At 31.3% G+C, this 19527-nt stretch carries 15 protein-coding genes; 3 read left to right on the top strand and 12 right to left on the bottom strand.

What is annotated here, in order from left to right:
- Nucleotides 1-28 precede the first annotated feature (28 nt).
- The 9 genes from ruvB to ACFQZW_RS00765 form a co-directional block, all read right to left on the bottom strand.
- A complete protein-coding gene (ruvB, locus tag ACFQZW_RS00805; RefSeq protein ID WP_386781295.1) occupies nucleotides 29-1051 on the bottom strand; it encodes a Holliday junction branch migration DNA helicase RuvB in 1023 nt (340 codons plus the stop codon).
- Between the two features lie 77 nt (nucleotides 1052-1128).
- Entirely contained in the window at nucleotides 1129-2880 is a 1752-nt protein-coding gene (locus tag ACFQZW_RS00800) for a cytochrome c oxidase subunit I (protein ID WP_386781294.1), read from the bottom strand.
- Between the two features lie 36 nt (nucleotides 2881-2916).
- Entirely contained in the window at nucleotides 2917-3924 is a 1008-nt protein-coding gene (locus tag ACFQZW_RS00795) for a cytochrome c oxidase subunit II (RefSeq protein ID WP_298264816.1), read from the bottom strand.
- A 92-nt stretch (nucleotides 3925-4016) separates the two neighbouring features.
- Nucleotides 4017-5342: a quinol:cytochrome C oxidoreductase gene (locus ACFQZW_RS00790; RefSeq protein ID WP_386781293.1), complete on the bottom strand. Its 1326-nt coding sequence runs from the start codon at nucleotides 5340-5342 to the stop codon at nucleotides 4017-4019.
- A gap of 28 nt (nucleotides 5343-5370) precedes the next feature.
- Entirely contained in the window at nucleotides 5371-5925 is a 555-nt protein-coding gene (locus ACFQZW_RS00785; RefSeq protein ID WP_298286780.1) for a c-type cytochrome, read from the bottom strand.
- A gap of 8 nt (nucleotides 5926-5933) precedes the next feature.
- On the bottom strand, nucleotides 5934-6455 hold the full coding sequence (locus ACFQZW_RS00780; protein WP_298286778.1) for a DUF3341 domain-containing protein: 522 nt from the start codon (nucleotides 6453-6455) through the stop codon (nucleotides 5934-5936).
- Complete coding sequence (gene nrfD, locus ACFQZW_RS00775; RefSeq protein ID WP_298264812.1) at nucleotides 6448-7839, bottom strand: NrfD/PsrC family molybdoenzyme membrane anchor subunit; 1392 nt, start codon at nucleotides 7837-7839, stop codon at nucleotides 6448-6450. Before nrfD ends, ACFQZW_RS00780 begins: the two co-directional genes overlap by 8 nt.
- Before the next feature lie 33 nt (nucleotides 7840-7872).
- Complete coding sequence (locus tag ACFQZW_RS00770) at nucleotides 7873-10929, bottom strand: TAT-variant-translocated molybdopterin oxidoreductase (protein WP_372800577.1); 3057 nt, start codon at nucleotides 10927-10929, stop codon at nucleotides 7873-7875.
- Between the two features lie 32 nt (nucleotides 10930-10961).
- Nucleotides 10962-12530, bottom strand: a complete 1569-nt coding sequence (locus ACFQZW_RS00765) for a c-type cytochrome (RefSeq protein WP_386781292.1) — start codon at nucleotides 12528-12530, stop codon at nucleotides 10962-10964.
- 218 nt (nucleotides 12531-12748) lie between these two features.
- Here ACFQZW_RS00765 and ACFQZW_RS00760 point away from each other — a divergent pair, with 218 nt between their 5' ends.
- Complete coding sequence (locus ACFQZW_RS00760; protein ID WP_298264809.1) at nucleotides 12749-13120, top strand: SPOR domain-containing protein; 372 nt, start codon at nucleotides 12749-12751, stop codon at nucleotides 13118-13120.
- Here the strand turns inward: ACFQZW_RS00760 and dnaG are convergent.
- From dnaG to clpP, 3 genes are all read right to left on the bottom strand, one after another.
- Nucleotides 13117-15096, bottom strand: a complete 1980-nt coding sequence (gene dnaG, locus ACFQZW_RS00755; protein ID WP_298286772.1) for a DNA primase — start codon at nucleotides 15094-15096, stop codon at nucleotides 13117-13119. The two genes, ACFQZW_RS00760 and dnaG, sit on opposite strands and share 4 nt — an antisense overlap.
- 101 nt (nucleotides 15097-15197) lie before the next feature.
- Nucleotides 15198-16439 carry an ATP-dependent Clp protease ATP-binding subunit ClpX gene (clpX, locus tag ACFQZW_RS00750; protein WP_298264806.1) on the bottom strand — a complete coding sequence of 414 codons (1242 nt, stop codon included), beginning with the start codon at nucleotides 16437-16439 and terminating at the stop codon, nucleotides 15198-15200.
- 30 nt (nucleotides 16440-16469) lie between these two features.
- Nucleotides 16470-17129 (bottom strand): ATP-dependent Clp endopeptidase proteolytic subunit ClpP, encoded by a 660-nt coding sequence (gene clpP / locus ACFQZW_RS00745; protein WP_298264805.1) that lies wholly within the window; start codon nucleotides 17127-17129, stop codon nucleotides 16470-16472.
- 190 nt (nucleotides 17130-17319) lie between these two features.
- Between clpP and ACFQZW_RS00740 the strand changes: the two genes are divergently transcribed.
- Nucleotides 17320-17826, top strand: a complete 507-nt coding sequence (locus tag ACFQZW_RS00740; protein ID WP_298264804.1) for a hypothetical protein — start codon at nucleotides 17320-17322, stop codon at nucleotides 17824-17826.
- Nucleotides 17827-17928: 102 nt separating this feature from the next.
- Nucleotides 17929-19527, top strand: coding sequence for a M1 family metallopeptidase (locus tag ACFQZW_RS00735; protein WP_386781291.1), 1599 nt, complete (start codon nucleotides 17929-17931; stop codon nucleotides 19525-19527).

Genomic DNA, 19527 nt, shown 5'->3' with positions numbered 1-19527 from the left:
TAGTTTTGTGATTTTAATCACATATTGTTTAGAATAATTCTCCCTGACTTTCTCCTTTAACTTTACCTAAGTGTTTGTAAGCTAAATGAGTAACTTCTCTTCCTCTTGGTGTACGCATTATAAAACCTTCTTGAATTAAAAAAGGTTCATAAACTTCTTCAATGGTTTCAGAATTTTCTCCAACTGCTGTTGATAATGTACTTATCCCTACAGGGCCTCCTTTAAACTTATCGATAATTGTAGTCAAAATCTTATTGTCCATTTCATCTAGACCATGAGCATCTACGTTTAAGGCATTTAAGGCATATTTTGCAATTTCAATGGTAATTGTTCCATCTCCTTTAATTTGAGCAAAATCTCTAACTCTACGCAATAAAGCATTTGCTATACGAGGTGTTCCTCTACTTCTACCTGCGATCTCAATTGCTGCTTCCATTGAAGTAGGCACTTTTAAAATGGTGGCGCTTCGTTGAACAATAGTAGTAAGTAGTTCTGTATTATAGTATTGCAATCTACTACTAATTCCAAATCGAGCTCTCATTGGTGCTGTTAATAAACCTGAACGTGTAGTGGCTCCAATTAAAGTAAATGGTTCTAAATCTATTTGAACAGTACGAGCGTTTGGTCCAGATTCAATCATAATATCGATACGATAATCTTCCATTGCAGAATATAAATATTCTTCTACAATTGGACTTAATCGATGAATTTCATCAATAAACAATACATCTCGTTCACTTAAATTGGTCAATAGCCCAGCTAAATCACCTGGTTTATCCAAAACAGGACCTGAAGTTATTTTAATACCTACATTTAATTCGTTGGATAATATATGTGCCAATGTAGTTTTTCCTAAACCTGGGGGACCATGAAATAATGTATGATCTAAAGCTTCGTCTCGTAAATTTGCCGCTTCAACAAAAATTTTAAGATTCTCTAAAACTTGTTCTTGTCCTGTAAAGTCGCTAAAAGTTAATGGACGTAATTTTTTTTCAACGTCCAATTCTTCAGATGAAAAATTAGTTTTATCAGGATTCAAATTTTCGTTCATAAAAACAAAGATAGAAGAAATAAAAAAACCTTTCTAAAAAAATAGAAAGGTTTTAAATTAAAATATATTTTTAATAATTATGATTCTTCCTCCCCTTCTTTTAAAGGTGTGATTTGAGAAACAAAATCGTCTTCATGTCCTGGTTTACTATAGTCATAAGCCCAACGGTGAACAGCTGGAATTTCTCCAGGCCAATTTCCATGTACATGCTCAACTGGTGTTGTCCACTCAAGTGTATTTGATTTCCAAGGGTTTTGAGTTGCTTTTTTCCCTTTATATATACTAATAAAAAAGTTAGCTAAGAAAATTAATTGAGCAGCTCCACCTAAAATAGCGAACAATGTAATTACAATATTAACATCAGCTACGTCATCAAATAAAGGAAACGCTGTATTTGAATAATATCTACGTGGTAAACCAGCTAAACCAACAAAATGCATTGGGAAGAAAACTCCGTAAGCTGCTACAACAGTTATCCAAAAATGCCAATACCCTAATGTTTTATTCATCATTCTACCATACATTTTAGAGAACCAATGATATACACCTGCAAACATACCATAAATTGCAGAAACACCCATTACCAAGTGGAAGTGCGCAACTACAAAATACGTATCATGCACATTAATATCTAAGGCACTATCTCCTAAAACTAACCCTGTTAAACCACCAGATATAAATGTTGAAACAAATCCGATTGAAAACAACATTGCTGTATTCATTTGAATGTTTCCTTTCCACATTGTTGTAATCCAGTTGAATGCTTTTACTGCCGAAGGAATTGCAATTAATAATGTTGTAAATGTAAAAACAGAACCTAAAAATGGGTTCATTCCAGAAACAAACATATGGTGCCCCCATACAATTGTAGATAAAAAGGCAATTGCAATAATAGAACCTATCATTGCTCTATAACCAAATATTGGCTTTCTAGAATTACACGCGATAATTTCAGATACTATACCCATTGCTGGTAATATAACAATATAAACTTCTGGATGGCCTAAAAACCAAAATAAGTGTTCAAATAAAACTGGAGAACCTCCTTGATAATGTAGCACTTCTCCTTGAATAAAAATATCGGATAAATAAAATGACGTTCCAAAACTTCTATCAAAAATTAATAAAAGTGCTGCTGATAATAATACTGGGAATGATACCACTCCAATGATAGCAGTAATAAAAAATGCCCAAATAGTTAATGGTAAACGAGTCATTTTCATTCCTACAGTTCTTAAATTAAGTACCGTTACTATATAGTTTAACGAACCTAATAATGAAGAAGCTATAAAAATAGCCATTGATATTAACCAAAGTGTCATTCCTAAACCAGAACCTGGAATAGCTTGTGGCAAAGCACTTAATGGAGGATAAATGGTCCAACCTGCTGATGCAGGCCCTGCTTCAATAAATAATGAACAAACCATAATTACACTTGACAAAAAGAATAACCAATAAGAAACCATGTTTAAAAAACCTGATGCCATATCTCTTGCTCCAATTTGTAAAGGAATTAATAAATTACTAAAAGTACCACTTAAACCAGCGGTTAACACAAAAAATACCATGATAGTACCGTGTATAGTAACCAATGCTAAGTAGATATCTGGAGACATAACTCCACCATCTTGATGATGACCTAAAAATGCTTCAATAATACTAAATGATTTATCTGGCCAAGCAATTTGTAATCGAAATAACATTGACATAAATACCCCTATAACTCCCATAAAAATACCAGTAACTAAATACTGTTTTGAAATCATTTTATGGTCAGTACTAAAAACGTATTTTGTAATAAATGTTTCTTTATGATGATGATCTGACATAATCTATTTTTTTATTAGTAGTGTAGTAGTTAATTTTTATTGTACAACTTGTGCCATTGTTTTTTGATCTTTCAACCATGAGTTGAAGTCTTCTTCTTCCTCAACTATTATTTTCATTTGCATGTTATAATGTGAAGCGCCACAAATTTTATTACAAAGTAGTAAATAGTCAAATTCATAAGCGTCCTCTCCTTTTTCAGCTCTAATTTTATTAATGCCTTCAACTTTAGTAATAGTTTTTTCATTTGCTCTCATTTCTTCAGTTGTTAATGAAGGTGTAAAAGCGAATTCAGTTACCATACCAGGAACACAATTCATTTGAGCTCTAAAGTGAGGCATATAAGCTGAATGTAAAACATCTTGCGAACGGAATTTAAATATTACTTTTCTTCCTTTAGGCAAACGTAATTCACGCACAGGAATATCATCCAAAGCATTTTTATCAGTCATATCTACCCCCATTGTATTGATTCCTTTAATGTTTCTAACATTTGCTAAACCAAGTTCATTATCGGCACCAGCATATCGGGCTTCCCATTGAAATTGTTTAGCATACACTTCAATGATTAATGGGTTTTCAGCATCTGAAGAGTCCATTACATCATTCCATACTGTTAAACCATATAAAACTAATCCTGCAAGTACAACAGCTGGTACTACTGTCCATATAGTTTCTAATTTATGACTATCTGCATAAAAAAGTGCTTTTCTACCTTTAATACCTCTGTATTTAAAAGCAAAAAAGAATAGTAAAAATTGAGTGATTGCTTGTACAACTAGTATTAATAACATGGTTATAAAATACAAAGTATCATACTTTTCTCCCTCAAGTGAAGCAGAGTCAGGTAAAAGGATTGATGAATATTTTACAAAAGAAAATATCATTAACCCATAAAAGAAAATACCAAATGCTGCAAATAGAATTCCTTGAGTGTTATTGTCCTTCTCAGTGGCTATTGCACTTTTTAAATTTAGAATACTTGCTATTTGCCATATTGCTACGGCAACAACAATGGCAAGTAATACATAAAGTAATGCTGTCATATTTTTTAGTTAGTGTTATAGTGGTCGCAAATATAAAAAAAATCCTGAATAACTACGAATTCAGGATTCTTTTCAATATAATTATTTAATTTTTAATAATGAAAGTCTTTGCTTTCTTTAATAAAAGGATTTCCTTTTGCTAATAAAGGAACTTTTGATAATGCTGTAAATACAACATAAATAAATATTCCTAATATTAATAATATTGAGCTTAATTCTGAAACTCCAAAACTCCATTGATCTCCAACTGTTGCAGGCATAATCATCACATAAATATCAACATAATGACCTATTAAAATAACAATCCCTGTACAAACTATAAACCAATTAACTCGTTTATAATCACTGTTCATTAAAACTAATAAAGGGAACACAAAGTTTAAAACTAACATTCCTAAGAAAGGTATTTTATATTCATTAAATCTCGATACAAAATAAGTAACTTCTTCTGGAATGTTGGCATACCAAATTAGCATAAATTGTGAAAACCATAAATAGGTCCAAAAAATACTAAATCCGAACATAAACTTTGCTAAATCATGTAAGTGACTATCATTCACAAACTCTAAATAGCCTTTTCCTTTTAAATATATAGAAATCAAAGCAATCGTTGTAATTGCTGAAACTATCATACTTGCAAAAACGTACCATCCAAATAAGGTACTAAACCAATGTGGGTCTAATGACATAATCCAGTCCCAAGACATCATAGATTCTGTTACTAAAAAGAATACTAAAAATGCTGCTGAACTTTTAAATAATTTCGTATAATTACTTAAATCTGAAGCGTTGTCTTGAGCCAATGTTAATTTTCTTGAATACTGACGATACCATATCCAACCAGCCATATAAATTGCTGCTCGTATTAAGAAAAATGGCACATTTAAATACCCTGATTTATTTTGAATAAGTTCATCATGTGCTACAACTTCAGGATCCATCCAAGTAAACAAATGGTTCATATGTAATGATGAAAGCACAAAAAATACAAAAAGTAAAATAGCTCCTATTGGCAAATAAGCTGTAATTGCTTCCATAACTCTAAACAAAACAACAGGCCATCCTGCTTGAGAAGCATGTTGAATAGCGTAAAATGCCAACGTTGCTAATGAAATCATAAAAAAGAAAAACAGTGCTACATATAATGCTGACCAAGGCTTATTTTTTAATAAATGAAATACATGTTCCGCATGTGCATCATCAGAATGTGTTGTTTCGTGGACAGCATTTTCGCTTGCATGAGCATTATTTTCATGAGTTACCGCTACTTCACCATGTGCATCATGGGTTTCTTGTAACATTACTTTAACATCTTCTACTGAGCTTGGTGTAGAGAAAAAACCGTAAGCAACACCTAAAAGACCTACAATCATTAATGCAAATGAAAATGTTTTTAATTTACTTGAAAAGGTATACATATCTTTAATTTCTATCTTAGTAAAAGTGTTATTTTAATAATTCAGTTCTCAATTGTTGAACATACATGGTTACTTGCCAACGCTCTTTCGCTGTTAACTGTGATGCATGAGACCCCATTAGGTTTCTACCATGCATAATTACATGATAAATACTTCCTTCTGTAATTTCTCTATCTTTATAATTAGGAATTCCTAAAAACTTATCACGCTGTACTAATACACCATCACCTGCTCCAGTTTTTCCATGACAAGAAATACAATATATATCATACATTTTTTTTCCATTAGCTAGGTTAACTTCATTAACTTCTAATGGATTTTTAAGCTCTAATTTTGCTGCTTCATAACCTTCATTGGTATTTTCATACTCATAAGGTACATTTCCTCTTGAAATAGTTCCTTCTACAGGTAGTTGAGTTGTCATACCATTTGAAAAATTTGGATTTGTTGTATAAGTTTCATAACCAACTGACTTATACATATCTGGCATATATTGGTAATTTGGTTTTGTTTTATCGCCCCAACAAGATGATAAAGTAAAAATAAAAACCAATGCTATTGCTATTTTTAAAATGTTTTTCATTTTAATTATTACTTTTCAGTTACTTTAATTTCAACAGTTCCTGTTTTTTCTAAAAACGAAACTAATTCAGCTTCGTCACCTTCAACTGCCACTTCCATTACAAACATATCATCTGTTGTTCTAGGATCTGGATTTTCTGCTTGTTTAAATGGCCATAATTTACTTCTCATATAAAAAGTAATTACCATTAAATGTGCTGCAAAAAACACACTCATTTCAAACATAATTGGAACAAATGCTGGCATATTTTGGAAAAATGTAAAACTTGGTTTTCCACCAATATCTTGAGGCCACTGTTCAATCATCATATAATTCATCATCCAAACTGCAAATGAAAATCCTACGCACCCATACATAAAAGCGGTAATTGCAATTCGTGTTCCCTTTAATCCCATAGCTTTATCTAGACCATGAACTGGAAATGGTGTATAAACTTCTTCAATATGATGATTTGCTGCACGTACTTCTTTTACAGCATCCATAAGGATGTCATCATCATTATACATTGCTTGTACTACTTTATTACTCATGATTTCCGTCTCTTAATTTTTTAAATTTTTCTCCTGATGACTTTAAAATAGATTTAACTTCTGCTTGAGCTATAACTGGGAATGTTCTTGCATATAATAAGAATAATACAAAGAAAAATCCTATAGTTCCAACGTAAATTCCTATATCAACAAATGTTGGTGAGAACATAGTCCATGAAGATGGTAAATAGTCTCTATGTAATGAAGTTACAATAATCACAAATCTTTCAAACCACATTCCAATATTTACAACTATTGAAATTATAAATGAGAATGTGATACTTGTTCTTAATTTTTTTGACCACATAAATTGTGGTGAAAACACATTACAACTCATCATCAATAAATAAGCCCACCAATAAGGACCAGTTGCTCTGTTTAAGAAAGCATATTGTTCATATTCTACACCAGAATACCAAGCAATAAATAATTCTGTAATATACGCACATCCAACAATTGAACCAGTAATCATAATTACTATGTTCATTAATTCTATATGCTGTTTGGTAATATATGCTTCTAAATTTGAAACTTTTCTCATTATAATAAGCAACGTATTCACCATTGCAAATCCAGAAAATACAGCTCCAGCAACAAAATAAGGAGGGAAAATTGTGGTATGCCATCCAGGAATAACCGATGTAGCAAAGTCAAATGATACGATGGTATGTACTGATAATACTAAAGGTGTTGCTAAACCAGCTAGTACTAGAGAAACTTCTTCAAAACGCTGCCAGTCTTTTGCTCTACCAGTCCAACCAAAACTTAATAAACTATAAATTTTCTTTTGAAAAGGTTTAATTGCTCTATCTCTTAACATTGCAAAATCAGGTAACAAACCAGTCCACCAGAAAACTAATGACACCGATAAATATGTTGAAATAGCAAATACGTCCCATAATAATGGAGAGTTGAAGTTGGTCCAAAGTGTCCCAAATTGATTTGGAATTGGTAACACAAAATGAGCGTTCCATACACGTCCCATATGAATTACTGGGAATAAACCTGCTTGTACTACTGAGAAAATTGTCATAGCTTCAGCTGAACGGTTAATACCCATTCTCCATTTCTGACGGAAAAGTAAAAGTACCGCCGAAATTAAGGTTCCTGCGTGACCAATACCTACCCACCATACAAAGTTGGTAATATCCCAAGCCCAACCTACGGTTTTATTTAATCCCCAAACTCCAATTCCTGTTCCAATGGTGTAAATAATTGAACCCAATCCCCAAAGAAAGGCTAAAAGTGCAATTGTAAAAACTGTCCACCATAATTTATTTGCTTTTCCTTCAACTGGAGCTGCTACTTCAACAGTAATATCATGGTAGCTTTTATCTCCTACAATTAAAGGTTTTCTAATAGGTGCTTCGTAATGAGACGACATAATCTATTTAATTATTATCTATTATTATTATTTTTATGCTTCTTGCGTATTTCTAACTTTCACGTGGTAAACAACATTCGGTTTTGTACCTATATGCTCCAGTAAATGATACGCTCTTTTATCTTTTGTTAAACTTGTAACAGAATCTTCTTCATTGTTCACATCACCAAATACCATAGCTCCAGTACTACAAGCATTTGAACAAGCTGTTTCAAACTCATTGGTGTTTACTGGTCTACCTTCTTTTTTTGCTTTTAAAATGGTAGCTTGAGTCATTTGAATACACATTGAACATTTTTCCATTACACCACGAGAACGAACAGTAACATCTGGATTTAACACCATTTTACCTAAATCATCGTTCATATTGTAATCAAATTCACTATTATTTGGATAGTTGAACCAGTTGAATCTACGTACTTTATAAGGACAGTTATTTGCACAATAACGAGTACCAACACAACGGTTATAAGCCATTTGATTTTGCCCCTGACGACCATGAGAAGTCGCTGCTACAGGACAAACTGTTTCACAAGGTGCGTGGTTACAATGTTGACACATTACTGGTTGAAAAGCTACTGAAGGATTTTCAGAAGGATCTTCTAATTCTGCCATAGTATCTTTATATCCAATAACCCCTTTCCCTGCTTCTTTCTTTTCATTATCACCAGCAAAATCTTCTTCATGAGAATAATATCTATCAATACGCAACCAGTGCATATCTCTAGATTTTCTAATCTCATCTTTTCCAACAACTGGTACATTGTTTTCTGCGTGACAAGCTATTACACAAGCTCCACATCCAGTACAAGCGTTTAAATCAATTGATAAATTAAAATGATGTCCAATTGATCTATCGAATGAATCCCATAAATCTACTGTTGTTGCTTCTACTTCATTATGATCTAACGAAACTACCGGTACTTTATTCCATTCTTTAGCATCAATATGATTATAATCTTCTAAAGTAGCTTCTTTAATTATATCTCCTCTACCCATTAAAGTATTGTGCAATTGAACACAAGCAAATTCGTGTTCGCCTTCAGCTAACTTTAGAGTAACATCAGATTGATATGTATTAAATCCCTTATAAAACTGGTAAGCATTTTTACCCGTTTGCATTTCTTCTTTAAGTCCTTCTTTACGTCCATAACCAAGCGCTAGACCTATAGAACCTTTTGCTTGACCAGGTTGAATTAAAACTGGTAACACTTCAGAAACTCCATTGACAGTAATTTCAACTAAACTTCCATTTAATGCTCCATTGGCTACATTATGATTTATTACTCCTAATGATTCAGCATCTGCTTTAGACATTGTTAAGTAATTATCCCAAGAAGTTCTTGTAATTGGATCTGGTAATTCTTGTAACCAAGGGTTATTAGCCATTTGACCATCTCCTAAACCAGTTTTTGTATACAATGAAAGCTCAAAATCGGTTCCTTTAACTTTTCCTAATTCAGTTCCTGCTGCATTAATATCAACTTCATTTATTGTTACTTCTTCTACAGTTTCAGTAACAAAAACACCATCGTGCAATGCTTGATTCCAAGATTTACCTTCTAATATATCTGTTTTCCAAGATTCTTTTAAGAATTCATAATATGAAGAAGTACTACCTGTCCAAACTAATAACGAATCTTGAAATTGTCGCGTATTAAATAATGGTTTAATAGTTGGTTGCATTAAGCTATAATGTCCTTTTTTAATAGTAACATCACCCCAAGACTCTAAGTAATGTGGCGTAGCTAATGCATATTGAACAGTTTTTGCTGTTTCGTTATCTTGCATTGAAAATGCCACAGATAATTTAACTTTTTTCAAGCCTTCAATAAATTCAGAAGAATTTGGTAACGTATAAACAGGATTTGCATTGTTAATAATTAATGCTCCTATTTTGCCAGCATTCATATCTGAAATTAGTTGAGTAACTTCAGCATCATTACCTTTTCTAACGTTTTTTGTAGCAACTACATCAATTACTTCACTATTAATTGCATTATTAATAGCCAAAGTTAATAATTGAGCATTTTTATCTTGAATACCTGTTACCACAACTGCTTTAGAACCTGCTGCCTTAATTTGAGCTGCAGCTTTCAAAATTGCATCATTTAAAGGAGAAGCTTCTCTTGTTGAAATACCTCTTACTACCGCATTGTATAATTTGATAAGTGCTAAATTTTGCTGAGATGGTTTAATCATTAAACGTTTATCAGCATTTGCACCTGTTAAGGTCATATTTGATTCAAACTGAATATGGCGAGACATTTTTCCATTTTTAGGCACTCTGCTTTTAGCATAACTTGCATCAAAACCTCCACCTTGCCAATCACCTAAAAAGTCCGCTCCAATTGAAACTATAACTTCTGCTTTTTCAAAATTATAATCAGGTAATGCTCTTGAACCGTACATTGCTTCAAAGGCATCTAATGCAGCAGATTCTGAAACTGCATCATAAACCACGTGATTTACATTACCAAAAGTTTCGTTTAATTTATTGACAAGTTTTTTTGTTGAAGGACTTGCACAAGTTCCTGTTAAAACAGCAATTGGTAAACCAGCTTCTTTTACTTCATTTAATTTTGAAACAATTTGTTGATCTGCATCAGCCCAAGAAATTTCAGTTCCATTTGCTTTTGGACCTTTCAATCTAAGGCTATCATATAATGATAAAACGGAAGCTTGCACACGTGCATTGGTAGTTCCATTTGCTTCTTTATTAGGTTCAATTTTTATTGGACGTCCTTCTCTAACTTTTACTAATACATTTGCAAAATCAAAACCATCTGCCATTGTTGTTGCATAATATTCAGCAACTCCTGGAATAATATCATCAGGTTTAATTACATAAGGAATTGATTTTACTACTGGACCTTCACAAGCAGCTAAAGAAGCTGCTGCAGTTGTAAATCCAACATATTTTAAAAAGTCTCTACGTGTTGTTGATGAGGCTTCCAAATTCTTTTTATCACCTAAAAATTCATCAGTAGGAATTTCTTCAACAAACTCGTTTTGTTTTAACGTATCAACAATAGAGCTTTTTGTATTTAGCTCCTCAACACTTTTCCAGTATTTTTTGTTTGATGCCATTTTATATTTGGTTATTTACTTCGTAATTAATATTAATAGTGACATTTTCCACATTCTAAACCTCCCATTTGAGCGGCTGTCACTTTTTCTACACCGTATTTCTTAGCTAATTGATCGTGGATGTTTTTGTAATATCCATTTTCGGTTAAATCAACCTCAGTTTGTCTATGACAATCTATACACCACCCCATTGTTAATGGAGAAAACTGTTTCATCTCATGCATTTCTTCAACTGGTCCGTGACACTTTTGACAATCAACTCCTGCTACATTTACGTGTTGAGAGTGGTTGTAATAAGCAAAATCTGCTAAATTATGAATACGAATCCATTCTATTGGTTTTTGTTCATAACCCTCAATATATTTCATATTGTCTTTATCCCAACCTACTGCATCATAAATTTTTTGGATTTCATTGTCTAAATCTTCTTTTGAATGGCCTCCAAACAACTCACCATTATATTCTGAAATTGACTTATGACAATTCATACAAACATTGGCTGTTGGAATTCCAGAAGTTTTACTATGTTTCGCTGATGAGTGACAATATTGACAATCAATTTTATTATCACCTGCATGAACCGCATGTGAAAATGCAATTGGTTGAATTGGTTGATACCCTTCGTTAACATCTATTTGCATTAGCCATCCAAACAACATCCAAGCTCCACCTAATAAAACAAATATTAACGTTAAGAAACGTAAGAAAGGGTTAAAAATCATAGTTTTTAACATGCTTTCTGTAGCTTCTTCATCTTCAGCCACTTTTTTATTTGTAGTTGCTGCAACAATAATAGATAATAATAGAAAGGCTAAAATTGTTAACCCTAATGTTGGTAAAACACCTAAACCAGGTTTATTAAACAACTCTTCACTCCCAGCATCAGCTGTTACTGTAGTTACTGCTTTAACATCACCTACAGCTAAATATTTTAATAAATCATCAATATCTTGATCAGATAAATGTGGATTTGCTGTCATAGCCGCAGGGTTACTATCTTGTACTTCCTTTGCTAATTTATCACCTGATGCAACTAAGGCATTATTATCTTTAATCCAAGCTTTTAACCAATCTGCTTCACGCTTATCAGTAATTTTTAATAATTCAGGACCAATTAATTTTCCTTCTAACTTATGACAAGCTGCACAATTTGCTTTAAAAATTTGCTTACCACGCTCAACTCCTGGGTCAACTTCTTGAGCTACAGGTGCTGCTTTAGGAGCTGCCTCCTCTCCTTTAGTGTAAGCTAAAATATCAACAATATCTTGATCAGATAAATGTGGATTTGCTGTCATTGGCAATTTATTGTTCTCTTCGAAAACTTGAATTGCAAGTTTATCTCCTGATTTAATCATCCCTGGACTATCTTTAATCCAAGAAATTAACCAATCTTGTTCTCTTTTATCAGTTATCCCTTTTAAAGCAGGGCCAACTAATTTTTTATCTAGCTTATGACACGCAGCACAATTTGCTTTGAAGAGTTTTTCTCCATTTGCAACATCGCCTTCTTGCGCTGATAAACTAAGTGAAAAAAATAAAAGGAAAGCAAGACTATTAGTGACTAATCTTGATAATGGACTGTGTTGTTTCACACTTTTCATACTTAAAAAAAATCTTTTCTTTCTTGTTTGGTACAATATTTTCTTTAAAAAATATATGACTTAAGTCATTTTTTAAAGGATTTGACAAAAGTACTATTTATAAATAAAACTAAAAATGTAAAAATTGTGTTAAATGTAATTTATATTGATTCTAAATAATAAAACTTTTATTATTTTGTTTATAGAAAACTATAAATTTGACAAAAAATTAAAATTTTATGAATATTTTATCTAAAAGACTATTATTTACTTGCGTTTTAGCTCTTTTTTTGAGTGTTATTAACATGTATTCTCAAAGTGAAAATGAAAAGATTACCCAGTTAATTGAGCAAAAAAAAGCATTTAATAAAGAAAATAAGAGTTCTATTGTATATAAAATTCAATTATATAATGGTATAGAAGCTGAAGCGTATAAAATTAAAAGAAATTTTGAGGCTATTTATCCTGAGTATTCTACCAATATTTTATACAAAGCTCCTGAATGGAAAACACAAGTTGGAAGTTTTAACACACGTTTAGAAGCTGATAGAATATTAAATATTATTAAAGAAAATTTTTCTGGGGCTATTGTTTTAGAAGATAAGGTTTAAACCACTCTGTTTAATCGTTCAAATAAACGTTGTTTTAGATTGGTATAATTTACCACAGATTCAAGAACTTGTTCTCTTTCTTCTTCATCCTTTAGATTAGAAATAAGAGCACTAATTTTTTGTTCAATTAGTACACGTCTTAAATTATAAATAGCATCCAAAACCATTTTAGATAAATCACTTTCTTTACTTTTTATAAATATATCTTTTCGTTCCCAATTACTTAAAATATGTTTTTCATCATCCATTAAAATATTGGTAACTAAGTTTGAAATTTCAGTATTCGAATGATTTACTAAAGAATCAACAGAAATAGCTTCATTTTGATTTAATTGATCAATAACTTCAAAATACACTTGTTTAAAAACTTCATCTGTAAACTCAACTTCATCATCGTGTAAATTCAAGTAAATTTCTTTAGAAACTACATTTTGAAAATGTTCTTTTTTTAATTGATATTCCTCATGTTCACTTGTAGGTTCTACAGCAACAAAATCAACAAAATCTACTTTATTGTTACCATATAATAACAATATTCTAATAATCTCACGTTCATATTTTGTAAGTTCATTAACTTTTTCAAATTCAGGAGTTTTTTGTAAAATAGGTTTTGAAGTTTCTCTATAAATTGGCTTTCCTGAGGCTTCACGTCTTTCTTTTTTATCGAGTTGTGCTAGTTCACTAAACAATACCGTTTCTGAAATATCCATAATTCTGGAACATTCTTGTATGTAAACCTCTCGTTGAATTCTATCTGGAATTTTAGAGATACTAATTACAATGTCACGTATTAATCCTGCCTTTTTAACTGGATCTTGTTGTGCGTCTTCCATCAATAAAGAAACCTTAAAGTTGATGAAATCTTTAGCGTTTGTTGTTAAATAGTTTTTTAACTCTTCTTTGGAAACTTTTTTGGCAAAACTATCAGGGTCTTCCCCATCGGGAAATGTTAATACTTTAACATTCATCCCTTGTTCCAAAATTAAATCAATCCCTCTAATTGAAGCTCTGATACCTGCTGCATCTCCATCAAATAATATAGTAATATTTTTAGTAAGCCTGTTAATTAATCTAATTTGATTTTCTGTAAGTGCTGTTCCAGAAGAAGAAACTACGTTTTCAATTCCAGATTGATGAAATGAAATTACATCGGTATATCCTTCTACCAAATAACAATTATCTTCTTTTGCAATGGTTTGTTTGGCAAAATTAATACCATATAAAATATTACTTTTATGGTATATTTCACTTTCAGGAGAATTAAGGTACTTGGCGGCTTTTTTATCATTGGTGAGTATTCGCCCCCCAAAGCCCAAAACTCTTCCACTCATACTATGAATAGGAAAAAGCACACGTCCTTTAAAACGATCAAATTGTTTAGTTCCTGTAGAAGAAAGTAAATCTTGCTTAACAATGGTTAACCCTGTAGCTTCTAAATATTTTAAATTATATCCTTTGTTTAATGCTTCAGTGGTAAATGCTTCCCATTCATTTAAAGCATAACCTAATTGGAATTTCTTGATAGTTTCTTTTGTAAAACCTCTTTCTTTAAAATAGCTTAAACCTATTGCTTTCCCCTGCTCGTTATTTAACAAAATATCTTGAAAATAATCACGTGCAAATTCTGAAACCAAAAACATACTTTCTCTTTCATCCGCTTGTTGTTTTTGTTCTTCAGTTTGCTCGGTTTCTTCAATTTCAATATTGTATTTTTTAGCTAAATACCGAATAGCTTCAGGGTACGAATAATGTTCGTGTTCCATTAAAAAGGTAACTACATTACCTCCTTTACCAGTACTAAAATCTTTCCAAATTTGTTTTACTGGAGATACCATAAAAGAAGGAGTTCGTTCTTCAGAAAAAGGACTCAACCCTTTAAAGTTGCTTCCTGCCTTTTTTAACTGAACAAATTCTCCAATAACCTCCTCTACTCGAGCAGTTTCAAAAACTCTGTCTATACTACTTCTTGAAATCAATGGTCTTTTATACTTTTATAAGTGTTCTAATTTACAAAATTAGGTAAAAAATAACCCTATAAAAATATAGGGTTAGTTAATTTTTTTAATGAAACTAAAATTTAAGATACCGCTTTTAATTTTTTTAAAGTGGATTTATTAATTTTATCTTCTGCGTACTTTTTAGTTATTTTCAATAGTTTCTCATCTGTTCCTGGCAATTCAAACATCGCATCTGTAAGCACAGCTTCACAAAGTGAACGCAAACCACGTGCTCCTAATTTATATTCAACTGCTTTATCAACAATATAACTTAATGCACTTTCATTGATTGAAAAATCAATACCATCCATTTTAAATAGCTTTTGGTATTGTTTAATAATTGAATTTTTAGGTTCGGTTAAAATTGCTCTTAATGTATAAGCATCTAACGGATTCATATGTGTTAAAACTGGTAAACGGCCTATGATTTCAGGAATTAACCCAAAAGATTTTAAATCACTCGGAATAATGTATTGAAGTAAGTTATTTTCATCAACTTTATCTTCTTTAATAGAAGCACTGTAACCAACTGCTTGTCTGTTCAATCTCTTTCCTATTATTTTATCTATTCCTGAGAAAGCTCCTCCGGCAACAAATAAGATATTTTTGGTATTTACTTCAATAAATTTTTGATCGGGATGTTTTCTACCTCCTTTTGGCGGTACATTTACTACTGAGCCTTCTAATAATTTTAACAGGGCTTGTTGTACTCCTTCACCTGAAACATCTCGAGTAATTGATGGGTTATCTCCTTTACGTGCAATTTTATCAATTTCATCAATAAAAACAATTCCTCTTTCCGCTTTATTTACATCGTAATCGGCTGCTTGTAGTAAACGTGTTAAAATAGTTTCAACATCTTCTCCTACATAGCCAGCTTCTGTTAAAACTGTTGCATCTACAATACAAAATGGAACGTTTAACATTTTAGCAATGGTCCTTGCTATTAAAGTTTTTCCTGTTCCGGTTTCACCTACAATAATAATATTGCTTTTTTCAATCTCAATTTCTTCTTCATCTTTCGATACTGGTTGCAACAATCTTTTATAATGATTGTAAACCGCTACAGACATTACACGTTTAGCTTGATCTTGACCAATCATATATTGATCTAAAAAAGCTTTAATTTCTTTAGGTTTTTTAACTATCAATTCTGAGGAAAGAGTGGATGAGCTGTTTTCAGCAATTTCTTCCAATACAATACCATGTGCCTGCTCAATACACTTATCACAAATATGTGCATCTAAACCAGCAATGAGCAAATCTGTTTCTGGTTTTTTTCTACCACAAAACGAACATTCTAAAACTTCTTCTTTTGCCATGCTTTTAGTTAATTTAAACTACTCTTAAAATTATTTTCTTATTAATACTTCATCAATCATACCATATGCTTTCGCTTCTTCAGCTTTCATCCAGTAATCACGATCAGAGTCGTTATGAACTTTTTCAATTTTTTGACCAGAGTGTTTTGCAATTATTTCATACAATTCATCTTTCAATTTTAAAATTTCACGAGCCGTAATTTCAATATCACTTGCTTGTCCTTGTGCTCCGCCTAAAGGTTGATGAATCATAATACGAGAATGAGGCAAAGCAGAACGTTTTCCTTTTTCACCTGCACACATTAAAACAGCTCCCATAGAAGCAGCCATTCCTGTACAAATAGTAGCCACATCGGGTTTGATAAATTGCATGGTATCATACATTCCTAAACCAGCATATACACTTCCTCCTGGAGAGTTGATATAAATTGAAATATCTTTTGAATTATCTACACTCTCTAAAAACAATAATTGTGCTTGTATAATGTTTGCTACATAATCATCTATTGCGGTTCCTAAAAATATAATTCTATCCATCATTAAACGAGAAAACACATCCATTTGTGCTACATTTAATTGGCGTTCTTCAATAATATAAGGAGTAACGCTACTTACAATTTTATCGTAATAAGTACTACTAATTCCTTGATCTTTAATTGCAAATTTTTTAAATTCTTTTCCGTAATCCATTTTTCAAGATTTAAAGTATTAAGTGGTCAAAGATAAGAAGTATTTATTTATTTTAAACTCAATTTATTCTTTGATTCATTTTTCGCAAAATTAAAGTAACATTTATAACAATAATATTTTACTCATTTATTATGCGTGCATAATATTATTTTGTATATTTGATATGAAATTTCAAACAAACAACACACAAATGAAATCTAGATTAATTATAGTCTTGCTGTTTATTTTTTCAGTAAATATGTACGGACAAGAATTTGAAAACGGAACCATCGTTACACAACGTTATGACACCATTACTAATGTGAAAATTAAAAAAGTTAGTGATGCCAAAAGTTTACTTCATATTACCTACATTGATAGTGAAGGAAATGAACAAAAACCAGCGATTGAAACCATTAAATGCTACTCAAGAGGAGAAGAGGCTTTTTGCAGAATATACAATTCTGGAGAAATGATTTTAGCAAAACAACTAATTGTTGGAGAAAAATTAAATTTATATGCTAGAAATTATAATGGAAGTACAAATTATTATGTTGAGAAAGTTTTTGATGAAATAATTAAAGTTCCATCTTCAAGTGGAAAATTTAAGAAAGTTATTGGTGATTTTTTAAGTGACAATACTTTATTAGCTGATAAAATTAAAACAAAAGAATTACAAGATATTACAGAAATTGTGACCCTTTATAACAAAGGTTAATATTTTAGTTTTAGTTGTAAAAGCCTAAAGGAGTTTCTTCTTTAGGCTTTTTTGTTTATAAACAATTGTTTTAAGTATCTTTGAATTTCAATTTTTTTTACAATGAGATTATTTTTAAAAATTACAATTTTATTCGTTTTTATTACTAAAGCTGGTTTCTCACAAAGCTACAAACAACGCTTACAAACCTTAGATATTAAGCATTATAATTTGGCTATTGAAGTTAATGACACTACCAATAAAATTGATGCTTCAATGGATATTTCTATCAAATTTAAAAAATCTTTAAGCTCATTTGATTTGGATTTGGTTGCACAAGACTCTACTGGTTTAGGAATGAAAGTAGATTCAATTTATCAAAACAATGTTGCTGTTAATTTTACACAAGAACACAATAAATTAACCATACAGCCTAAACATATTTTCCCAAATTTAGTGTACACCTACAAAATTAAATATAGTGGTATTCCAAAAGATGGGTTAATTATTTCTGAAAATTTATATGGAAACAGAACTTTTTTTGGAGATAATTGGCCTAACAGAGCTCACCATTGGTTTCCTTGTGTTGACCATCCTTCAGATAAAGCAACAATAGAATACACCATTACAACTCCAAACCATTATCAAGTTATTGCCAATGGTACAAAAATTGATGAAGTAACCATTGACGAGCATCTAAAATCATATCACTATAAAACTGCGGTACCACTACCAACAAAAGTTATGGTTATTGGAATTGCTGAATTTGCAATTCAAAATACAGGAGAAACATACAATATTCCAGTTTCAACATGGGTATATCCACAAACTAAAGAAGAAGGCTTCTCCGACTTTTTTATAGCCAAAGACATTTTAACTTTCTTTATTGAAATAATAGACGAATATCCTTTTGAAAAATTAGCAAATGTTCAATCAAAAACACGTTATGGTGGTATGGAAAATGCTGGAAATATTTTTTACTATGAAAAATCTGTTACAGGTCAACAAAAAAACGATGAACTTATAGCTCATGAAATTGCACACCAATGGTTTGGAAATTCTGCAACCGAAATTGATTGGGCTCACGTATGGCTTAGTGAAGGTTTTGCCACCTATTTTACCAATTTATATATTTTAAAAACGAAAGGAAAAAATGCTTTTGAAGAAAAATTAAAAAAACAGCGATTCAACATTTTTGCATATAACAAAAAAAATCCTTCACCTGTAATAAATACAAACACCACTAATTATATGAGCTTGCTTAACATCAACTCTTATCAAAAAGGAGCTTGGGTACTACATATGCTTAAAAAAGAAGTTGGTGAAGAAAATTTTTGGAAAGGAATTAAAACGTATTACGATTTTTACAAATACCGAAATGCAACTACCAATGATTTTAGAGATGTGATGAAACATATTTCAGGGAAAAATTTAGAGGTGTTTTTTGCACAATGGCTCGAAAAAACTGGTCATCCAATTTTAACAACCAACTGGATACATAGTAAAAATAAATTAAGAATTATTATTGAACAACAACAAGAAACTCCTTTTGAATTTCCCCTAGATTTAGAATTAATTTATAGTGATGGCACTTCAGAAGTTAAAACCATTCAAGTAACCAATAAAATTGAACCCTTTATTGTTAAAACTAAACCAACTGAGCTAAAAGAAATTAAATTAGACCCAAATACCAACTTATTATTTGAATTAGGCATCCAATAA

The organism is Lutibacter aestuarii (assembly GCF_042676885.1).
Classification (GTDB): domain Bacteria; phylum Bacteroidota; class Bacteroidia; order Flavobacteriales; family Flavobacteriaceae; genus Lutibacter; species Lutibacter aestuarii.
This window is presented reverse-complemented; position numbering and strand designations above follow the sequence as displayed.